A 17,231-nucleotide genomic window follows, 5' to 3' on the forward strand; every position below is an offset into this window, starting at 1 on the left:
AGTTGCTTATGATATCAAAGAAGCTCACGTCTTTTAATAGTCTTTATTCGCTGCTGCCTTTTACGATCATGGATCGCTACCTTGCCAGCGAATTGTTAGCGCCGTTTTTCTTTGGTGTCGGAGCTTTTTCATCAATTGGCGTCACCATTGATGCTGTATTCGATCTCGTCAGAAAAATTGTCGAATCTGGGCTACCTATAGACATTGCTATTCAAGTTTTTTTGTTAAAATTTCCCAACTTTATCGTTTTAGCCTTCCCGATGTCTACGCTGCTGGCTACTTTGATGACCTACAGTCGTCTTTCTAGCGAGAGCGAACTAATTGCTTTGCGTGGTTGTGGTGTCAGTGTCTATCGCATGGTGCTAACTGCTGTGATGTTAAGTCTTGTAGTCACAGGAATGACATTTGTGTTTAACGAAGAAATTGCACCAGCAGCAAATTATCAAGCGGCGATGACTCTGGATAAAGCGCTCAAATCAGACAAGCCCACTTTTAAACAGCAAAATATTTTCTATCCTGAATACCAGGATGTTGTCCAGCCAGATGGCTCTAAGAATCGGATATTGACACGCTTGTTTTACGCCGACCAATTTGATGGTAAGCGGATGACAGGGTTAACAATTATAGATCGCTCAACAAAAAATCTGAATCAAATTGTGGTATCGGAATCTGCTAAGTGGAATCCTTCTCAAAATGTCTGGGATTTTTACAACGGTACAATCTATTTTGTCGCAGCCGATCGCTCTTATCGTAACATCGTCAAATTTGAACACCAACAACTGCAACTACCGCGCACGCCATTAAGTCTGGCAGAAAAAAGCCGAGATTATGGTGAAATGAATATTGCTGAAGCACTAAATCAACTAGAAGTGGAAAATCTTGGTGGCGATCGCCAAAAAATTCGTAAACTTGAAGTGCGGATTCAACAAAAAATCTCTTTGCCCTTTGTATGTGTGGTTTTTGGCTTGGTAGGTGCAGCGATGGGAAGCATACCCCAGCGAACGGGGAGAGGTACCAGTTTTGGGATTAGTGTGGTAGTTATTTTTTCGTACTACTTAATATTCTTTGTTAGTGGGGCGATGGCACAAGCAGATGTCCTTTCTCCCTTTATGGGGGCTTGGTTGCCCAACTTTCTTTTTTTGGGAATAGGTTTATTTTTATTGATCCGAGTTGCGAGAAGGTAAATTCAAATAGCAGGAGGTCACTGAGCGTTGGTCATTGAGTTTCGACTGCGCTCAACTACCGCGTAGCCGAAATGAGTCGAAGTGGGGCAGGGAGCAGGAGGTCACTGCGTTGGTCATTGAGTTTCGACTGCGCTCAACTACCGCGTAGCCGAAATGAGTCGAAGTGGGGCACGGGGACAAAGAGACAAGGAAAATAATTCCAAACTCCAAACTCCAAACTCCTAACTCCTAACTCCCAATGCCCATTCCTCTTCATCCCCACACTTCAATTACGGGTGATAATTTCGACATTCTGGTGCATTGGGGTTTTCCTTGCAGTATTCTTCAAAAGAAACTTTAGCTGATATCATACCCTCAGCTTTCTGATGAGCTGCTTCTGCCTGAAGTTCTTCTACCTCATCCCAGGCAGCTGCACAGGCTTTAGAATAAGCACTTTGTTCAGTGCAAATAGCACGAGCTTGCTCAATTGCTTTTTGAATTCTCTCCTCCAGCAGTAGCGCTTTTGGCGCTTCCACAAAGTCGCTTTTAGTCAAAATGTCGGTAATCGAGATGATGCCCAACAGCTTGCCTTGAATCACAGGTGCGCGATGAATACCAGTATTAGCAAATAACCGCGCTACATATTCCACACCCAAATCAGGATTGACCACGATGCAGGGCTTGCTCATAATTTCATAAACCCGCACTTGCTTTGGATCTTTCCCGTAGGCTGTTATCTTATAAACAATATCTGTTTCTGTGACAATGCCATAAGCATCATTGTCATAGCGACGATCCACAACCAGCGCCCGCAATCTTTTGTCCTTCATCAGCCCCACCGCTTCAGCAACAGTTGCCGAACCGCGAATGGTAACTACGTCTTTGGTCATGATATCTTCAGCTTTCATCATTGTTGTAGTCTCCTGGTTAATAGTCCGGTGCAGCACTGCGCCCTCATGGACGTATCGAAGCGTTGCAGCGCACAGTTTGCTCTAACTAGAAAGTAAAAAAAGTGGAACTTTTGCCGAGCTACAACAATAAATTAGACCAGTTGTCAACTTATGATGTTATCCAATGTAACCAATGCTCAAAAACCAAGCATAAATTGTGATAATATTTTGTCGATTAACAAATATTTATTTTTTAATTGCCGAAAATCGCCGCATTTTCCAGAAATAGCTAGAAATCAAATTGGTAATAATATGAGCAACAATCGGCACTAACAAGTTGCCCGTAAGCAGGGCGCTATATGCCAATATCATCCCGACAATTGTTGCCCAAATTACATAAGGCCATTGTTGGGAACCGCTAAAATGCAAGATGCCAAAGCAAAGACTGGATACAATTACAGCTGTCAGATCGGAGCCTAAAGCTGGTAGAATCACGCCTCTAAATAACAATTCTTCACTCAATCCTGGTAGCAACCCCAGCCAAATTAAATCTGGTAAAGCTAAAGGCTTCAGTACTACTTCTAGATAATAATCTGCACTCTTACGATAGGCAGTCCATAGACGGTAAGTTAAGCCACTTAACGCAGTCAGCACAAACCCCAACCCTACACCTAACAGCGCTTCTCTTGGATTCAAGTCCCAAGAAAATAGTGAAAAGTTGCCAAAGTATAACGAAAGTTTAGCGACTATCAACAAAATGATTGCAGTCGCTCCCATCGCCCCAAGTACTTGGATGCGCGTCAGGTATGGAATTTCTGGCTCTTGCTTTTGTTGTTCAATCACGGGTTTTAGGGGAATGGGGGCAGGGGGGCAGGGGGGCAGGGGAGCAGGGGGGCAGGGGGCAGGGGAAAAGGTTAAAGGTTAAAGGGAAAAGGGAAAAGGAATAAATTTAATCTTTACCCTTTTCCCCTTACCCCTTACCCCTTTCCCAATGACTAATGACTAATGACTAATGACTAATTGATTGCAAAGGTAATAATTTGGGACGGAGAGCGGAGGGATTGATGCCTGCTTTATGTGCTACCAATACACCTACTGCTTCTAAATATGAGTTTACCTGTATAGATTTGATCCCCAACGGTTGGGCAGGAACTTTTATCAGAGTTTTATTTTCTTCTACTGTAATTATTTGGCATCGTTTTTGGCTTAAACTCAGTAAAGCACTGCTACCACAGGCAGTTGCAGGTGCGATCGCAGCATCCACTTCATCTGCCCAAATATCTCCTTTCTCTGATGCGATCGCTCCTTTCTCTATTATAAATTGTGGGGCACGACTTAATCCGACAAGTACGCAGGGCAAAAAGGTATAGCCTAATTCTTCGGCGGCGGAACGCGGAGATAAATCAGCTTGTGGAGGTTCGCTCAAAAGGGCGGGAGAATGGGCACAAGGAATTTGAAAGGTTCGCACTAGCAAATGGCTAATTACGGCTTCTGCACCCGCTAAAGAATCTACCCCTTCACCTTGACGATATTTCTCTACTGCTTCTAAGTCCATATCATCGGGGAAACGGGCTACAACTGCGATCGCTTCTGCTCCCGCTTTTTTAATTAATATCTCCGCTGCTCGTAACAAGCTATCTGGGTTGCCAATTGTTCCCCAACTAGCCCCCGATGCTGTAGTCCGTAATTCTACATTTAATGGCGCATCGGTAATTACATAATTTGTTAAGGTTAATCCCAGAGTTGCTCTCACTGCATCGGCGGCTTGTATATGTCGTAGCCGTAACTCTGGCTCAATGCCTTGGTCTAAAAGCAAACCTATTTTATTAGTGCGGACTGGACGCAACCCCCAGCATCCAGAGGCGAATTTGTCAAGTCCATAACCTTCAACATAAAAAGCATTGGGGAGATTCCAATACAAACTTGCGCCATTCAGGACATTGGGGTGAGTAATTAGGCGATCGCAAACCTGTGCTATAACTTTGGCAACAGGTAAAGCATCTCCTGCATAACCCCCAATAGCAGCCCCTACGCCTGTTGGTACAATTAAGATAGCGGTGTACATATTGAGTGCTGAGTTATGAGTGATGAGTGATGAGTTTATGAATCAAAAGCCATCAAATCCTAACTCTTGTACAGACGCGATTAATCGCGTCTCTCTAAATCGCGTCTTTCCTAACTCTTAACTGTGGTAACAACGGCTTCAACTATAGCTTTTTGTTCGTCAGTATCCACAGAAGTAACTGCCCAACGCAGAGGTTCGCCTTGTTTCTTTAACTCTGTTTCAATTACTTCTAGTAACTCTGCGGGAGTTTCTTGTAAATCAATTTCTGCGGTAATAAAATGAGTCGTCATTTTGGTAAATCCTGTTGGTCTGTAGTTTCTATAATAGCTGACTTCATCTCCGATGAAATACTTATGTAATTTATCGAATTTGGTAATCTCAGAAACAGTTATTCAGTTATGAATAATTATCCGATATACTGATAACTGTTCACAGATTATTTGTCTTTACCAAATTGTAATTGATAAACTATGTCTTCCTTTTCTGTTTCAAGTTTCAAATCAGAAAGGGGTTTGGCAACACAAAGTAATACGTAACCTTGCTTTTGCAAATCTGGACTAACGCCCATACCATCAGTTTGATCCACGGTTCCCTGGCTTATTTGACCGGCGCAAGTTGTGCAAACACCTGCATTGCAAGAACTCGGCAGTTCCAAACCAGCAGCATCGGCAACTGATAAGATCGTTTCATCTTCGGGAACTTGCAAAGTATGAATTTTGCCTTGATGATTAATTTCTACGGTGTAAGTTTTGGGCATAGACAAAAGAAGGTGATGCTACGGGCAAATATATTAGTTTATCTGAATTAGTTAAAAATATCCAGATGTTACTATAAGAATTTAGGTAAAAGGCAGTTGACCAGGGTTTAGTAAGAGAAGCGATGAACTCTCTTTATAGTTTATTTGGTACAATCCGCTAAGTTCTCAAAGCCGCCGGAGCTAATGTGGGTGCTTCTCGTGATTCAGTGGAAGGAATTGCGTTGGCGCAGCCCGCACTTCGACACCTTTCGGCTTCGCGGTAGTTGAGCGCAGTCGAAACTCAAGGCAAGAAGCTCAGTGACCACCGCAGGCATCACTATAAATCAACAATATACACTATGTATCGATGATTGCACTCACGAACAAACTTTGGTCATCAATGTTACAACATTAGGCTTACGGCTTTACTGTTACAGCAAAATGTAACCCTAAAGCATCCAACAAAGAATTTAGACTGTAAAACTCAATTTCGCCTTTCTCTAATAGCATCTGGTCAAGTTTATTGTAGAGTTGCTTGACTTGTGCAGAAAGCCGATCGACGCCACCATGCGCTTCTATGACATTTTTCAATGCCTTACTTAACATTTTCGGATCGCTTTCTTCTAAAACAACTTCAATATAAACTGCTGCTTCTAGTGGATTTTTTAAGTCTTGAATCAGTTTTTCGTGATAGCTGGTACTTTTATGCATCATCTCTACTCCTATAGTCTTTCCAATATTCCTTGGCTTTAGCAATATCTTTATCTTGAGTGTTTTTATCGCCACCACACAAAAGAATAATAATTGTTGACCCTTCCTGCCCAAAATATATGCGGTAGCCAGAACCATAGTCTATTCTAAGTTCAAAAACACTATCACCAACTGATTTACAATCACCTAAATTACCCTCCTCTACTCGGTCAAGCCTTGCTCTGATTTTAGCCTTTGCTTTTCTATCCCGCAGAGAGTCAAACCACTCAGAAAAAGTTTCAGGAGAGATTAAAGAAATAGATGTTTTATTCACTCCTACCAAACAGCAAAGCTCTAATATAGAAATACTAGGTTTGCTAGGAAGATTTGCGGAATATCCTGCACTCATAGAACCCTTCCGTAATCCAGCTTCTACCGATGAAATATGCGACTGTATTCTAAAATTATTAGAAGTAAAGGCTCTTTTACGACGAGAAGCTAAAACTAATAAAACCAAACTTCAGAACTCGGAAATTCCTAAATTGTGGATTCTGACACCTACCGTATCTGAAACTAGGTTGTCTAGCTTTGGAACTATGCAAAAAGCAAGTTGGTTACTAGGAGTACATTTTCTGCCAGATGCCTTGCGGACAGCAATTGTAGCGATACACCAACTACCCCAAACACCGGAGACATTATGGTTGAGGCTTTTGGGAAGGGGAAGCGTGCAGTCACAAGCGATTATCGAGTTGCAAGCGTTACCATTAAATCATCCATACCAGAAAGCAACTCTCGAATTAGTTTACAACTTGCGCGAAAACTTGAGAGTAAATCAAGAATTAGAAGCAGATGATAGGGAGTTAATTATGCGGCTAGAACCACTTTATCAAAGAGACAGAGAACAAGCCAAAGAAGAGGGAAGGCAAGAAGGAAGGCAAGAGGGAAGGCAAGAGGGAAGGCAAGAGGGAAGGCAAGAAGGAAAACAAGACTTAATACTGCGTCTACTAAATCGCCGTATTGGTGAAATTGATGCATCATTAATCGGGCAAATTAAAGGCTTATCGATTGAACAATTAGAAAATTTAGGAGAGGCATTGCTAGATTTTTCTATTGTTGCTGATTTAGAAACTTGGTTAAACCAACAATCAATCTAATTCATTTTGATTGATAAAGAGTTAATTATGCGACTAGAACCACTTTACCAAAGAGACAGAGAACAAGCCAAAAAAGAGGGAAGGCAAGAAGGAAAACAAGATTTAATACTGCGCGTACTAAATCGCTGTCTTGGTGAAATTGATGCATCATTAATCGGGCAAATTAAAGGTTTATCCATTGAACAATTAGAGAATTTAGGAGAAGCATTACTAGATTTTTCTAGTGTTGCTGATTTAGAAACTTGGTTAAACCAACAATCAATCTAATTTATTATTACTACACCTGGCAACTATAAGTCGCGGCTATACAAACTTGTGTTGAGCATCTCGACTTCGCTCGATGGAGCCGAAGTCGAAATACGAAACCCACCTCTGTGGGTTAAAAATTCTTGATTTACTCTTAGTCCACGGAGGTGGACGAAAGTTTGTGTAGTAGCGAATTTTATTGCCTTATATTTTCCAAAATTTCAGTATAAAAAAGTTGCTAATAACCAATTACCAGTAAGGCTTTCATCATAAAAATAAGCTAAACTCTTATAGCCAAGTATTGCCTAAAAATATTTCATAATTGAAGGGAGAACATCCCAATGGAGAACATAAAAATGCTAGAACAATATCGTAAACACGTTGCCGAAAGAGCAGCACTCGGTATTCCCCCTTTACCATTGGATGCGAAGCAAACCTCAGAATTATGTGAATTACTGAAAAATCCGCCAAAGGGTCAAGAGGAGATATTATTACATTTATTGAGCGATCGCGTTTCTCCTGGTGTCGATCCAGCAGCTTATGTCAAAGCTGGATTTCTCACCGCCATCGCCAAAAAGGAAATCACCAGTCCTTTGGTTTCGCGCATAGAAGCGGTGCAATTGCTGGGCACGATGGTAGGTGGTTACAATGTGCAATCTTTAATCGAACTGCTGCAATGGCCCACCGTATCCCTCTCCGACTCATCCGAAACACCTCTAGTAATGGGCGGACAAGGAAAGGAACCCATCGCCGCCAACGCCGCCAACGCTTTAAGCAAAATCCTCTTGGTGTACGATGCCTTCCACGATGTTTTAGAGTTATCTAAAACCAATCCTTTCGCCAAACAGGTGATTGACTCTTGGGCGGAAGCTGAATGGTTTACCATGCGCCCCACAGTACCAGAAGCGATTACTGTCACCGTTTTTAAAGTTCCTGGCGAAACCAATACCGACGATTTATCCCCCGCCCAAAGCGCCACAACTCGCCCAGATATTCCCTTACACGCCTTAGTGATGCTAGAGTCACGGCAACCAGGAAGCTTGGCAACCATTGCCGAATTGAAGAAAAAAGGGCATCCTGTAGCTTACGTGGGGGATGTAGTTGGTACAGGTTCCTCGCGTAAATCTGCCATCAACTCAGTATTGTGGCATATGGGAAATGATATACCTTTTGTGCCAAACAAACGCGCTGGGGGTTATGTTTTAGGTGGTGCGATCGCGCCAATCTTCTTTAACACAGCAGAAGATGCCGGTGCTTTGCCTATTCAGTGCGATGTCACCAAACTCGAAACCGGCATGGTAATTACCATCCATCCTTACAAAGGCGAAATCACAAACGAAGCAGGCGAAGTTATTTCCACTTTTGACCTTAAACCTGATACCATCCTCGATGAAGTTCGCGCAGGTGGACGCATCCCCCTACTTATTGGACGTACCCTCACCGATAAAACTCGTCTTGCACTAGGTTTAGAACACAGCACAGTTTTCACCCGTCCCCAGCAAGCCTTTGATACAGGTAAAGGCTACAGCTTGGCACAGAAAATGGTCGGTAAAGCTTGCGGATTACCTGGTGTGCGTCCCGGCACATCTTGCGAACCTATCATTACTACCGTTGGTTCTCAAGATACCACAGGCCCCATGACCCGCGACGAATTAAAAGAACTCGCCTGTCTTGGTTTCAGTGCAGACTTAGTGATCCAAAGTTTCTGCCACACAGCAGCTTATCCCAAACCAGTAGACATTAAAACCCACCACGAACTCCCCGATTTCTTCGCCTCTCGTGGCGGAGTCGCCCTCCGTCCTGGTGATGGTATCATCCACTCTTGGTTAAACCGGATGCTGTTACCCGATACCGTGGGAACTGGCGGCGACTCTCACACCCGCTTCCCCTTGGGTATTTCCTTCCCCGCCGGTTCTGGGTTGGTAGCCTTTGCAGCCGCCTTGGGTGTGATGCCTTTAGATATGCCAGAGTCAGTTTTGGTAAGATTTAAAGGTGAATTGCAACCAGGCATCACCCTGCGCGATGTCGTGAATGCCATTCCTTACGTAGCAATTCAAAAAGGTTTGCTGACAGTAGAGAAACAGAATAAGAAAAACGTCTTCTCCGGGCGAATTCTAGAAATCGAAGGTTTGCCAGATTTAAAAGTTGAACAAGCCTTTGAACTCACCGATGCTAGCGCCGAACGTTCTTGTGCCGGATGCACAATTAAGCTGAGTGTAGAGACAATTTCGGAATATCTGCGTTCCAACATAGCGCTGCTGAAAAATATGATCGCACGCGGCTATCAAGATGCGCGTACCATGCTGCGCCGTGTGGCAAAGATGGAAGAATGGTTAGCAAACCCTGTGTTATTAGAAGGTGATGCCGATGCAGAGTATGCCGAAATCATTGAAATTGATTTAAACGAAATCAAAGAGCCAATTGTTGCTGCTCCCAATGACCCCGATAATGTTAAGTTATTATCGGAAGTTGCTAACGATCCAGTGCAAGAAGTATTCCTCGGTTCTTGTATGACGAATATCGGTCATTATCGGGCAACAGCGAAAGTTTTGGAAGGCGCAGGTGAAGTGAAAACTCGCTTGTGGATAGCACCACCAACGCGCATGGATGAACACCAATTAAAAGAAGAAGGTGTATACAGCGTTTTTGGGGCTGCGGGTGCTAGAACAGAAATGCCAGGGTGCAGTTTGTGTATGGGAAATCAGGCGCGAGTTGCTGATGGCACAACAGTATTTTCTACCTCTACCCGCAACTTCAATAATCGCATGGGTAAAGATGCACGAGTGTATCTTGGTTCAGCAGAATTAGCCGCAGTTTGTGCGCTACTAGGACGGCTGCCGACAGTGCAGGAATATTTGGATATTGTGGCGAGTAAAATTCATCCTTTTGCAGATGATTTGTATCGGTATTTGAACTTCGATCAAATTGCTGGTTTTGAGGATGAAGGACGCGTAATTTCTAAAGAGGAGCAGGCGTTGTTAGTTTAGTATAGTTTAATTAGGTGGGTGTTATGCCCACCTAATATTTTATTATCTGGGTAAAAATGCCAGCAAAAGATATCTAGCATAATGCCGTAAAAAATGCCTTAATTAAAGATAGCTCAACAATTACAGTTGATCCCTATTCAATCAAATATGCTGAAGTTAAACTGTTTGCGGATATGGCTGGTGAATGAACCCTGTCTGTAAGTATAGAAAACCAACAAATGGTATAATTTAGCTAAAGTGAGTTTTGACTTTAGGAAATGAAATGATTTTTTGGGGAGAAGTTACCTAAGCTTAATGAAGTTAGGGTTTAGTATAATTATTAGATCATATAGAATGTTTTTTTCGAGATTCACCTTTAACCTAGCCAACTTATAAAATTTGGTCAAATTAGTTAAATCAATACAAAAATATCTAAGACTAAACATTAACGAAAACAAATTGTCAAGTTATGGTAACTCAATTAGAAATTACAGATGAACGCAAAGAAAAGGCTGAAGAAGAAATTCGTGATAAAAGAAAGCGTGTTGATTACAACACCTTAGAATACCCTATCGAAGTAATTGTTCAAAAATATTTATATGGCAAAGATGAAGATGAAAATGAATTCTTTATTCCAGACTATCAACGAGAAATGGCTTGGGATGAAGATAGGCAATCAAAATTTATTGAATCTGTAGTTTTAGGTTTACCAATACCTTATATTTTCGTTGCTGATATATCAGAATCAGAAGATTTAGCACGTTTAGAAATTATAGATGGTACACAACGTATTCGCACTTTAACTAGGTTTATTAACAATGAACTTAGATTAAAAAATCTTGAAAAATTAAAAACTCTCAATGGGTTTACTTTTGAAGATTTACCGCCACAACGTCAAAGGCGTTTTAACAGAACTACTATTAGAATGATTCAATTAACAGAAGAAGCAGATGAAGAAGTCAGAAGGGATCTTTTTGAGAGAATTAATAGTGGTAGTGTTGAATTAAATGAAATGGAGAAACGCAGGGGAAGTAAACCAGGAAAGTTTCTCGATCTAATTGAGGAACTATCAACAAATAAAAAATTTCAAGATTTATGCTCTTTTACTAAACCTGAAATTGATAAAAGAGATCCACAAGAATTTGTACTACGTTTTTTTGCCTTTTTAAATAATTATAAAAATTACTCTGGCAGAAAAGTTCATGAGTTTTTGGATGACTATTTAGAACAAGAAAATAAATCTATTTCTCTAAGTATTGATACAATGAAAAATGAGTTTTATTTGATGTTAGAATTTGTGGAAAAGCATTTTCCTAATGCTTTACATATTTATCGAAAAATAAAAAATCGCTATGAACCGACAACTCGAATCAAGTTTGAATCAATCTCTGTAGGTATTGCTTTAGCATTAAGAGAAAACCCAAATTTAGTACCAAAATCAACTGGTTTTTTAGATTCTCAAGCATTTAAAGATTGTACTCAATCTGATGCAAGTAGTTCTCAAAATAAAGTCAATAAGCGTATTCATTATGTTCGCGATCAGCTTCTAGGTAATTAATGAAAAGTACATTATTTCAAGATTTTGATGAACGCGCTCAAGAAGTTAGTAGATATTTTTTATTGTTGAAAAATTTAGAGCAAGGTTCAATTAAATTAAGTATGGGTAATGCTAAGAATACAAAAACAAAATCAATAAACAATGATTTAGAAAAAACTCTTAAAGCAACAGGATTTTTATTGCTTTATAATCTAGTCGAATCCACAATGCGTAATGCTATTACAACAATTTTTGATGAGTTTAAAAATAAAAATATTTCTTTTGATGATGCTACAGATAAAATTAAAAAAATTATTATTAAGAATTTCAAGGAGAACAACTCTTCTGATACTCTTTTACAAAGTATAAACAATATTTCATGTGATATAATATCTAGCAGTTTTGATAAAGAAAAATTATTTTCAGGTAATATTGATGCAAGAAAAATACGAAAAACATCTGAGATGTATGGTTTTTCGTGTAAAACAAATTTTAAGAAAACTAAAGACGGTAGCGATTTACTAACAGTTAAGACTAATAGGAATGATTTGGCACATGGTTTTAAATCATTTGAGGAGGTTGGTAGAGATGCTACTGCGGACGAATTATTGGAAATAAAAAAAAGAGTTATTTCTTATTTAAAGGCAATATTAGAGAATATAGAGAGTTACCTATCTAACAAAGAATATTTAAAATAGTTAGTTCAGGTGATTTTTGTGGAAAATAAGATATAAAAACCCGCTTCATTACTACAGCTTGTAGTAAGAGTATAGATTTCTGCACATAGGAGTTATTAAAATGCTTGAACTTCACAAAAGCTATGTTATCGATGATAATCAACAACCTATTGCCGTACAAATTCCTATCGCTGAATTTGAAAAGATTGAAGAAATTCTTGAGGATTATGGTTTAGCAAAATTCATGGAGGAAGTAGAGGAAGAAAAACCATTATCAAAAGATGAAGCACTAAAATATTATCAATCACTAAAAGAAGAAAATGTGGCAAGTTGAATATACCAAAAGGTTCTTGAAAGAACTTGCTACTTTACCAGTTGAGATTCAAAGCCGGATAGAATCTATTGTCTTTCAAGAACTTGAATCAGAGAATCCATTTGAATTAGGATATCTCGAAAAGCTGAAGGGCTATAGTGATAAATATAAGATTCGAGTTGGTGATTATCGTATTGGCATTACTCTCGATCAAGCAACAAAAACATTAATTTGCCAACGAGTTGCTCACCGCAAAGACATCTACAGAATTTTTCCTTGAAGCACTGTAAAACTTGCTATTGTCATTACTGTATATATACCCTAATACCAGTAAAGCGGCAAATGCTGTGTAACAACAATTTATTGATTTTATATATGTCATTTGCAGTCAAGCTTTAGGAGTACAAAGATAATAATTTTTCACCTAATTAACCATTCTATCAGCGCGATCGCACCCTTGCACTTTGCACACAGACCTAACCCCCTTCCCTACTAGCGTTGGGGGAGAAATCCGGCTCCCCTCTCCGCTTCGGAGAGGGCTGGGGGAGAGGTTAATCTATGCGATCGCGTATGTTCCAAAACAAGGCAACGGATTTGTATTAAGTACGTATGTAATAAGCCTGATGAGGAGAGATCGACGGTTAAGATAATGTCAACTTGATAATACTTCATCAAAGTATCGATCGATTTCTGCTTTGAGTACGTCAAAGTCTACAGGCTTGGTTAAGTGGGATTTGAAACCAGACTTCAGCGCCAGCTGCCGATCCTCTTGGCTACCGTAGCCGGTAAGCGCAATCAGAATTGAGCGAGTAAATTTGGAGTCTTTACTCAGTTCTTGTGCAACGGCGAATCCATCCATTTCGGGAAGTCCGATGTCACAAATAATTACATGAGGCTCAAGCTTCTTTGCAGTTTCTACCCCTAAAATTCCATCCTTAGCAATGGAAACTTCATGCCCAAAATACTCAAGTACTGCTTGTAATGATACGGCTGAATCCTCGTTATCTTCAATAACTAAAATCTTCAACGATTTTTTCGCCGCCTCTGTAATTTCTAGTTCGTTGTTCGAGGCTGTAATTTCTTCGCATATAGGGAGAGTGACTTTGAATTCTGCTCCCAAATTTATCCCTCTACTTGAGGCTTCAACATTACCACCATGAAGTTCTACAAGACTTTTAACTACCGAAAGTCCCAAACCTAGCCCGCCCCGCGAACGAGCTAAACTGCGATCGGCCTGGGTAAACGGCTCGAAAAGTTCTGGTAATATTGTCGGTTCTATGCCGATGCCTAAGTCTCTTACAGATAAGGCCGCCATACTACCTGAGCCATTTTCACCTGGAATAACTGAGAAATCTACCCAGATCGTTCCATCTGGCTGGGAAAACTTTAAGGCGTTATCAAGAAGGTTCCCAAAGATTTGGAAGAAGCGAGTGGAGTCAACATAAGCCCACACGGGCGTGTTTGGCAGGTCTTCTACGACATTAAGGTTCCATCTCTTGATTGCTTGTGCATGGTCATTGAGGCTTTGGCGAACCAATTCTACCAGATTAACCTTCTCAAGATTTAATGAAATCTTCCCATAAGTGATAGACGACACATCAAGTAACTCATCGATCAATTTCGAGAGGTGCTTAATCTGGTTTTGCATCATTAAAACGGTTTCTCCGACTGCACCAGTCTGTCCTAGCTTCAACTTGAGAAGCTGAACGCCGTTGGAGATGGGGGCAACGGGATTCCTCAATTCGTGAGCCAGCATGGCAATAAATTTGTCTTTTAGGGCATTTTGGTTCGTCAATTTCTGGAAAAGTTGCACGTTAGCGATCGCAACTGCTGTAGTATCAGTCAAAATCTCCAGCATTCCGATCTCTTCGGGTGTGGCTAAGTGGCGTGTACTCCAGTAAGCTCCAATCGCACCCAGGGGATCGGAAACCCGAATGGGAAGCATCACTAAACTTTTGACAAAAGTTACCTTGTACGCCTCAATTGGAATTCGTGCATCCTGGTAAATGTCCTCAATTACGGCTGCTTTTTTATTCAGCATTGCCCAACCAGAGATGCAAGACTTGAGCGGAAAACGCATACCTTTCCAAAGCGGGCCAATGGCGTTTTCATCGACATAGTGGCAACATTCACCATCCCGCAATACAAAAGTTACTCCATCAGCATTTGTGAGATCGCGAGCAGCCAAACGCACAATCTCAATAATTTCTTCAATAGTCCGCACACAAGCCAAATCCTTCACCACCGAAAGCAGCCTGTTGTAAGAAGAAATGCTATGGCTCCGATCTGAATTCTGTTCTTGAGAGATGGAGGTTTGTAATATATTTTTCATAAAGAACTCCGAACAAAAAGATATCGGTATAAAAACTTAGGTAAAACGGGTAGGTTCAGCAGACACCTACTTTTAATCGTAATCTTAACCTCGATATTGAGAGTACAATCTGTTACCGCATTTTTACTTTTCCTTATATAGTATGAAATTCTTCAAAATTGCTAAGTAAATATTCGTAATTTACTTTTATTTATTAATGCAACTTTTGGTGTTTAAAACCTCGTTTCCAGTCTCTGGCTGGAAATGCTGCTCTTGGCGGCTCTGCCGCCACTCAAGAGGTGGAACCTCAACGACGGGCATTCCCAGTCTCCGACTGGGAACGAGATAAAATGATTACTCGTAAATATACTGTAATAGCAAATTCAACTTGTGAGAATGAAAGATGCTCTGGTGTAGCCCGTTGTAGACATTGCTAATGCAGACAAATTATTTGGCGATCGCTAAATAATACTCAAATCGCTCCCGGAGTTGTTCAACTGTCAGATTTTGAGTCCAGTACTCCACTAAAGCGTGACCAAATGCCCAGGCATTGCGATCGGGTGCAGCGGAATTTTCCAGCAGTAGCGGCCAAAGGGCTAGCAACTCAAAGTTGACCGAGTTGGGGTTGAAGAGTGAGAAAAGCTCATATCCCATTTGCAGTTTGCCAATGACAATCGGCAACTGTTCCACAGGAATTTGCTTTGCCAGCATATACGCTAGGGCTGGAGATCCAGTTGAGAGGGTAGAAACAAACTGAAGGACGGGACTTTTGAGCAATGCCGTTAATCCTTGTGTTGTCGTCATTTGGAAGGTGTAGTGGTCAATGATTTTGGCGGCGGCGACGATGCGAGTTTCTAGGTTGCGCAAAAAGCGGGCGAGACGGAGTTGCTTGGTAGGTGCAATCGCATCCACTAATCCCAACGATAGCGCTTCTACTCCCCAGGCAACTCGATTTGTTTTGCTGTCACTTGTAACCACGGGTAAAACTAGATTACAGAAGTTTCCTAGCAATTTAGCGCGATATTCAGTGGCTTCTCTAATGGCAAATTCTTTGGGACGATCGCCCCATTCCCAATCATAAGGCGGTTGCCATTCGCGGATGGGACGCAGCCGGTCTACCTGAGTAACGATCGCGATCGCAGGTAAATCTGCAACTTCTGCTTTGATGTCTTGCAAAAAGTCTACATCCATTTGCAGGGCAGGATCGAGGGCAGGGGTGACTAACAGCAGTAAATCTGAATTAATAGCATAATCAAGCACCAAATTTCGGAGTTCGGCACGGTTGACTTGTTCATATCCAGGTGTATCCAAAAGCGTCAGAGTTTCACCACTTTCGGTCTGCCATTGATAATTCTGAATGCGATCGGTACTGGGTAAAACATCGACGGCTGCGAGATCCGCCTGAAATAGCGTATTAATCAGGCTACTTTTTCCCGATCCCGTGCGCCCCACCAGCAGAATATTCACGGGTTTTTGCTCAACCGCCTCGGCTGGTTGAGCTTGAGTCAGGATATCTCGGAGTGTTTGAGTTTTTGCCTGGGGTAAAGTTGGCGTGGAAACTACGGTTGCTGTAACTGGTAAGGTGCTACGTCCGTAAAGTGCGATCGCTTGTCGGCATAAGTTTCTCAAAGCAGCTTCTCGGAATAACTGGCTCAAATTCCCCAATAATTGCTGAGTTGCTTGGTTACTAGAACCCTGACTGGCTTGTTTTGCCACCGCCGCCACCGGATTTAAGATCCACTGTGCCCAGTTCCAAGCTTTCCAGAATTTCCGAGCCGATGGTTCCAACTTTCGGTAGACTTCATATCCTTGGTATGCTTGTCCAACCGTTACCTGATTGAGGACAGGGGATAACTTTTGCATCCACCGATCCATATCATCCACCGTTCCCCGAATCAGCCCGTAAGCTTGGGGGACGTAAATATTCAACAGGGGATATTGAACTTCAGGATTGTAGATATGAGCGATCGCCACAACTAAATCTTGGCATCGCGTCCAAAAAGTTTGCCAGTCTTCCCAAATCGGGCGATCGCTTTGTGCTGCTTGAAGAATTTCTTGAAGGGCGGTTTGTGCAAGTTGTGTGGTGTCACTTCCCACAGGTAGCGCTGCTGTATTTTCTGCTGTCGATTCCAGTTCTTCCCGGACTTCAGTTAATACAGCTTCCACCTCGTTAACAGCTGGTTGAGTCCATTTGACTAGCAGCCAACGCCAACCAACAAATAAAACGGTGAATATACCCCAAATCCAATTAATGCCCCAGGCGTGAATTTGTGAACCGGCAGACACCAGTAAGAAAATTATGATAAACGCGATCGGAATTGCTAAGACTACCCACTGCCAAAGTTTTAACCGCACCATTGCCCCATACCTGCTTTGAAATGTTGGGAAATTCGAGTTTTTGCCAAAATTACTCTTATAAAAAGTCTATCGTCTCCAATGCAGGCAGGATGTTTGGTTTTCTGGGATTAATGGTAGACTCCTAA

General features: G+C 41.5%; 16 protein-coding genes and 2 pseudogenes. 9 read left to right on the forward strand and 9 right to left on the reverse strand.

Annotation, left to right across the window (positions count from 1 at the left end):
- Positions 1-68 precede the first annotated feature (68 nt).
- On the forward strand, positions 69-1,184 hold the full coding sequence (locus NSTC731_RS28270) for an LptF/LptG family permease (protein WP_445627855.1): 1,116 nt from the start codon (positions 69-71) through the stop codon (positions 1,182-1,184).
- A 269-nt stretch (positions 1,185-1,453) separates the two neighbouring features.
- Here the strand turns inward: NSTC731_RS28270 and NSTC731_RS28275 are convergent, their stop codons facing one another.
- The 7 genes from NSTC731_RS28275 to NSTC731_RS28305 form a co-directional block, all read right to left on the reverse strand.
- The gene (locus tag NSTC731_RS28275) at positions 1,454-2,074 is read right to left on the reverse strand and encodes a CP12 domain-containing protein (protein WP_445627856.1); all 621 of its coding nucleotides are present in this window, start codon (positions 2,072-2,074) and stop codon (positions 1,454-1,456) included.
- Positions 2,075-2,299: 225 nt separating this feature from the next.
- Entirely contained in the window at positions 2,300-2,896 is a 597-nt protein-coding gene (locus tag NSTC731_RS28280; protein WP_445627857.1) for a CPBP family intramembrane glutamic endopeptidase, read from the reverse strand.
- A gap of 166 nt (positions 2,897-3,062) precedes the next feature.
- Positions 3,063-4,118 (reverse strand): DUF3326 domain-containing protein, encoded by a 1,056-nt coding sequence (locus NSTC731_RS28285; protein ID WP_445627858.1) that lies wholly within the window; start codon positions 4,116-4,118, stop codon positions 3,063-3,065.
- Positions 4,119-4,228: 110 nt separating this feature from the next.
- On the reverse strand, positions 4,229-4,408 hold the full coding sequence (locus NSTC731_RS28290; protein WP_335192520.1) for a hypothetical protein: 180 nt from the start codon (positions 4,406-4,408) through the stop codon (positions 4,229-4,231).
- A 146-nt stretch (positions 4,409-4,554) separates the two neighbouring features.
- Entirely contained in the window at positions 4,555-4,875 is a 321-nt protein-coding gene (locus tag NSTC731_RS28295) for a 2Fe-2S iron-sulfur cluster-binding protein (protein WP_445627859.1), read from the reverse strand.
- A 396-nt stretch (positions 4,876-5,271) separates the two neighbouring features.
- Entirely contained in the window at positions 5,272-5,565 is a 294-nt protein-coding gene (locus tag NSTC731_RS28300; RefSeq protein WP_445632184.1) for a helix-turn-helix domain-containing transcriptional regulator, read from the reverse strand.
- A complete protein-coding gene (locus NSTC731_RS28305; RefSeq protein ID WP_445632185.1) occupies positions 5,558-5,887 on the reverse strand; it encodes a type II toxin-antitoxin system RelE/ParE family toxin in 330 nt (109 codons plus the stop codon). The genes NSTC731_RS28300 and NSTC731_RS28305 overlap by 8 nt, the downstream gene beginning before the upstream one ends.
- Here NSTC731_RS28305 and NSTC731_RS28310 point away from each other — a divergent pair.
- The 8 genes and pseudogenes from NSTC731_RS28310 to NSTC731_RS28345 all read left to right on the forward strand — a co-directional run bounded on the left by NSTC731_RS28310 (position 5,787) and on the right by NSTC731_RS28345 (position 12,717).
- Positions 5,787-6,698, forward strand: a complete 912-nt coding sequence (locus NSTC731_RS28310; RefSeq protein ID WP_445632186.1) for a DUF4351 domain-containing protein — start codon at positions 5,787-5,789, stop codon at positions 6,696-6,698. The two genes, NSTC731_RS28305 and NSTC731_RS28310, sit on opposite strands and share 101 nt — an antisense overlap.
- Positions 6,699-6,710: 12 nt before the next feature.
- Positions 6,711-6,965: pseudogene (locus NSTC731_RS28315) on the forward strand (DUF4351 domain-containing protein); the annotation flags it as partial.
- 335 nt (positions 6,966-7,300) lie between these two features.
- Entirely contained in the window at positions 7,301-9,931 is a 2,631-nt protein-coding gene (gene acnB / locus NSTC731_RS28320) for a bifunctional aconitate hydratase 2/2-methylisocitrate dehydratase (RefSeq protein WP_445632187.1), read from the forward strand.
- 56 nt (positions 9,932-9,987) lie between these two features.
- Positions 9,988-10,116: pseudogene (locus NSTC731_RS28325) on the forward strand (element excision factor XisH family protein); the annotation flags it as partial.
- 263 nt (positions 10,117-10,379) lie between these two features.
- Positions 10,380-11,468, forward strand: coding sequence for a GmrSD restriction endonuclease domain-containing protein (locus tag NSTC731_RS28330; RefSeq protein ID WP_445627860.1), 1,089 nt, complete (start codon positions 10,380-10,382; stop codon positions 11,466-11,468).
- The gene (locus NSTC731_RS28335) at positions 11,468-12,145 is read left to right on the forward strand and encodes an MAE_28990/MAE_18760 family HEPN-like nuclease (RefSeq protein WP_445627861.1); all 678 of its coding nucleotides are present in this window, start codon (positions 11,468-11,470) and stop codon (positions 12,143-12,145) included. Before NSTC731_RS28330 ends, NSTC731_RS28335 begins: the two co-directional genes overlap by 1 nt.
- Before the next feature lie 100 nt (positions 12,146-12,245).
- Complete coding sequence (locus NSTC731_RS28340) at positions 12,246-12,458, forward strand: hypothetical protein (protein WP_445627862.1); 213 nt, start codon at positions 12,246-12,248, stop codon at positions 12,456-12,458.
- Positions 12,445-12,717, forward strand: coding sequence for a type II toxin-antitoxin system RelE family toxin (locus NSTC731_RS28345; RefSeq protein WP_445627863.1), 273 nt, complete (start codon positions 12,445-12,447; stop codon positions 12,715-12,717). Before NSTC731_RS28340 ends, NSTC731_RS28345 begins: the two co-directional genes overlap by 14 nt.
- Positions 12,718-13,089: 372 nt before the next feature.
- On the opposite strand, the gene NSTC731_RS28350 is transcribed toward NSTC731_RS28345, so the two are convergent.
- Both NSTC731_RS28350 and NSTC731_RS28355 read right to left on the reverse strand, forming a co-directional pair.
- A complete protein-coding gene (locus NSTC731_RS28350; RefSeq protein ID WP_445627864.1) occupies positions 13,090-14,769 on the reverse strand; it encodes a hybrid sensor histidine kinase/response regulator in 1,680 nt (559 codons plus the stop codon).
- Positions 14,770-15,195: 426 nt separating this feature from the next.
- Positions 15,196-17,106 carry a GTPase family protein gene (locus NSTC731_RS28355; RefSeq protein ID WP_445627865.1) on the reverse strand — a complete coding sequence of 637 codons (1,911 nt, stop codon included), beginning with the start codon at positions 17,104-17,106 and terminating at the stop codon, positions 15,196-15,198.
- Positions 17,107-17,231 lie beyond the last annotated feature (125 nt).

It is taken from the genome of Nostoc sp. DSM 114167 (assembly GCF_052692655.1).

Excerpts from the sequence above, each read along its gene's own strand:
- NSTC731_RS28270 (WP_445627855.1), top strand. The coding sequence starts at position 69 with ATGGATCGCTACCTTGCCAGCGAATTGTTAGCGCCGTTTTTCTTTGGT.
- NSTC731_RS28275 (WP_445627856.1), bottom strand. The coding sequence starts at position 2,074 with ATGATGAAAGCTGAAGATATCATGACCAAAGACGTAGTTACCATTCGC.
- NSTC731_RS28285 (WP_445627858.1), bottom strand. The coding sequence starts at position 4,118 with ATGTACACCGCTATCTTAATTGTACCAACAGGCGTAGGGGCTGCTATT.
- NSTC731_RS28290 (WP_335192520.1), bottom strand. The coding sequence starts at position 4,408 with ATGACGACTCATTTTATTACCGCAGAAATTGATTTACAAGAAACTCCC.
- NSTC731_RS28295 (WP_445627859.1), bottom strand. The coding sequence starts at position 4,875 with ATGCCCAAAACTTACACCGTAGAAATTAATCATCAAGGCAAAATTCAT.
- NSTC731_RS28300 (WP_445632184.1), bottom strand. The coding sequence starts at position 5,565 with ATGCATAAAAGTACCAGCTATCACGAAAAACTGATTCAAGACTTAAAA.
- acnB (WP_445632187.1), top strand. The coding sequence starts at position 7,301 with ATGCTAGAACAATATCGTAAACACGTTGCCGAAAGAGCAGCACTCGGT.
- NSTC731_RS28330 (WP_445627860.1), top strand. The coding sequence starts at position 10,380 with ATGGTAACTCAATTAGAAATTACAGATGAACGCAAAGAAAAGGCTGAA.
- NSTC731_RS28335 (WP_445627861.1), top strand. The coding sequence starts at position 11,468 with ATGAAAAGTACATTATTTCAAGATTTTGATGAACGCGCTCAAGAAGTT.
- NSTC731_RS28340 (WP_445627862.1), top strand. The coding sequence starts at position 12,246 with ATGCTTGAACTTCACAAAAGCTATGTTATCGATGATAATCAACAACCT.
- NSTC731_RS28345 (WP_445627863.1), top strand. The coding sequence starts at position 12,445 with ATGTGGCAAGTTGAATATACCAAAAGGTTCTTGAAAGAACTTGCTACT.
- NSTC731_RS28350 (WP_445627864.1), bottom strand. The coding sequence starts at position 14,769 with ATGAAAAATATATTACAAACCTCCATCTCTCAAGAACAGAATTCAGAT.
- NSTC731_RS28355 (WP_445627865.1), bottom strand. The coding sequence starts at position 17,106 with ATGGTGCGGTTAAAACTTTGGCAGTGGGTAGTCTTAGCAATTCCGATC.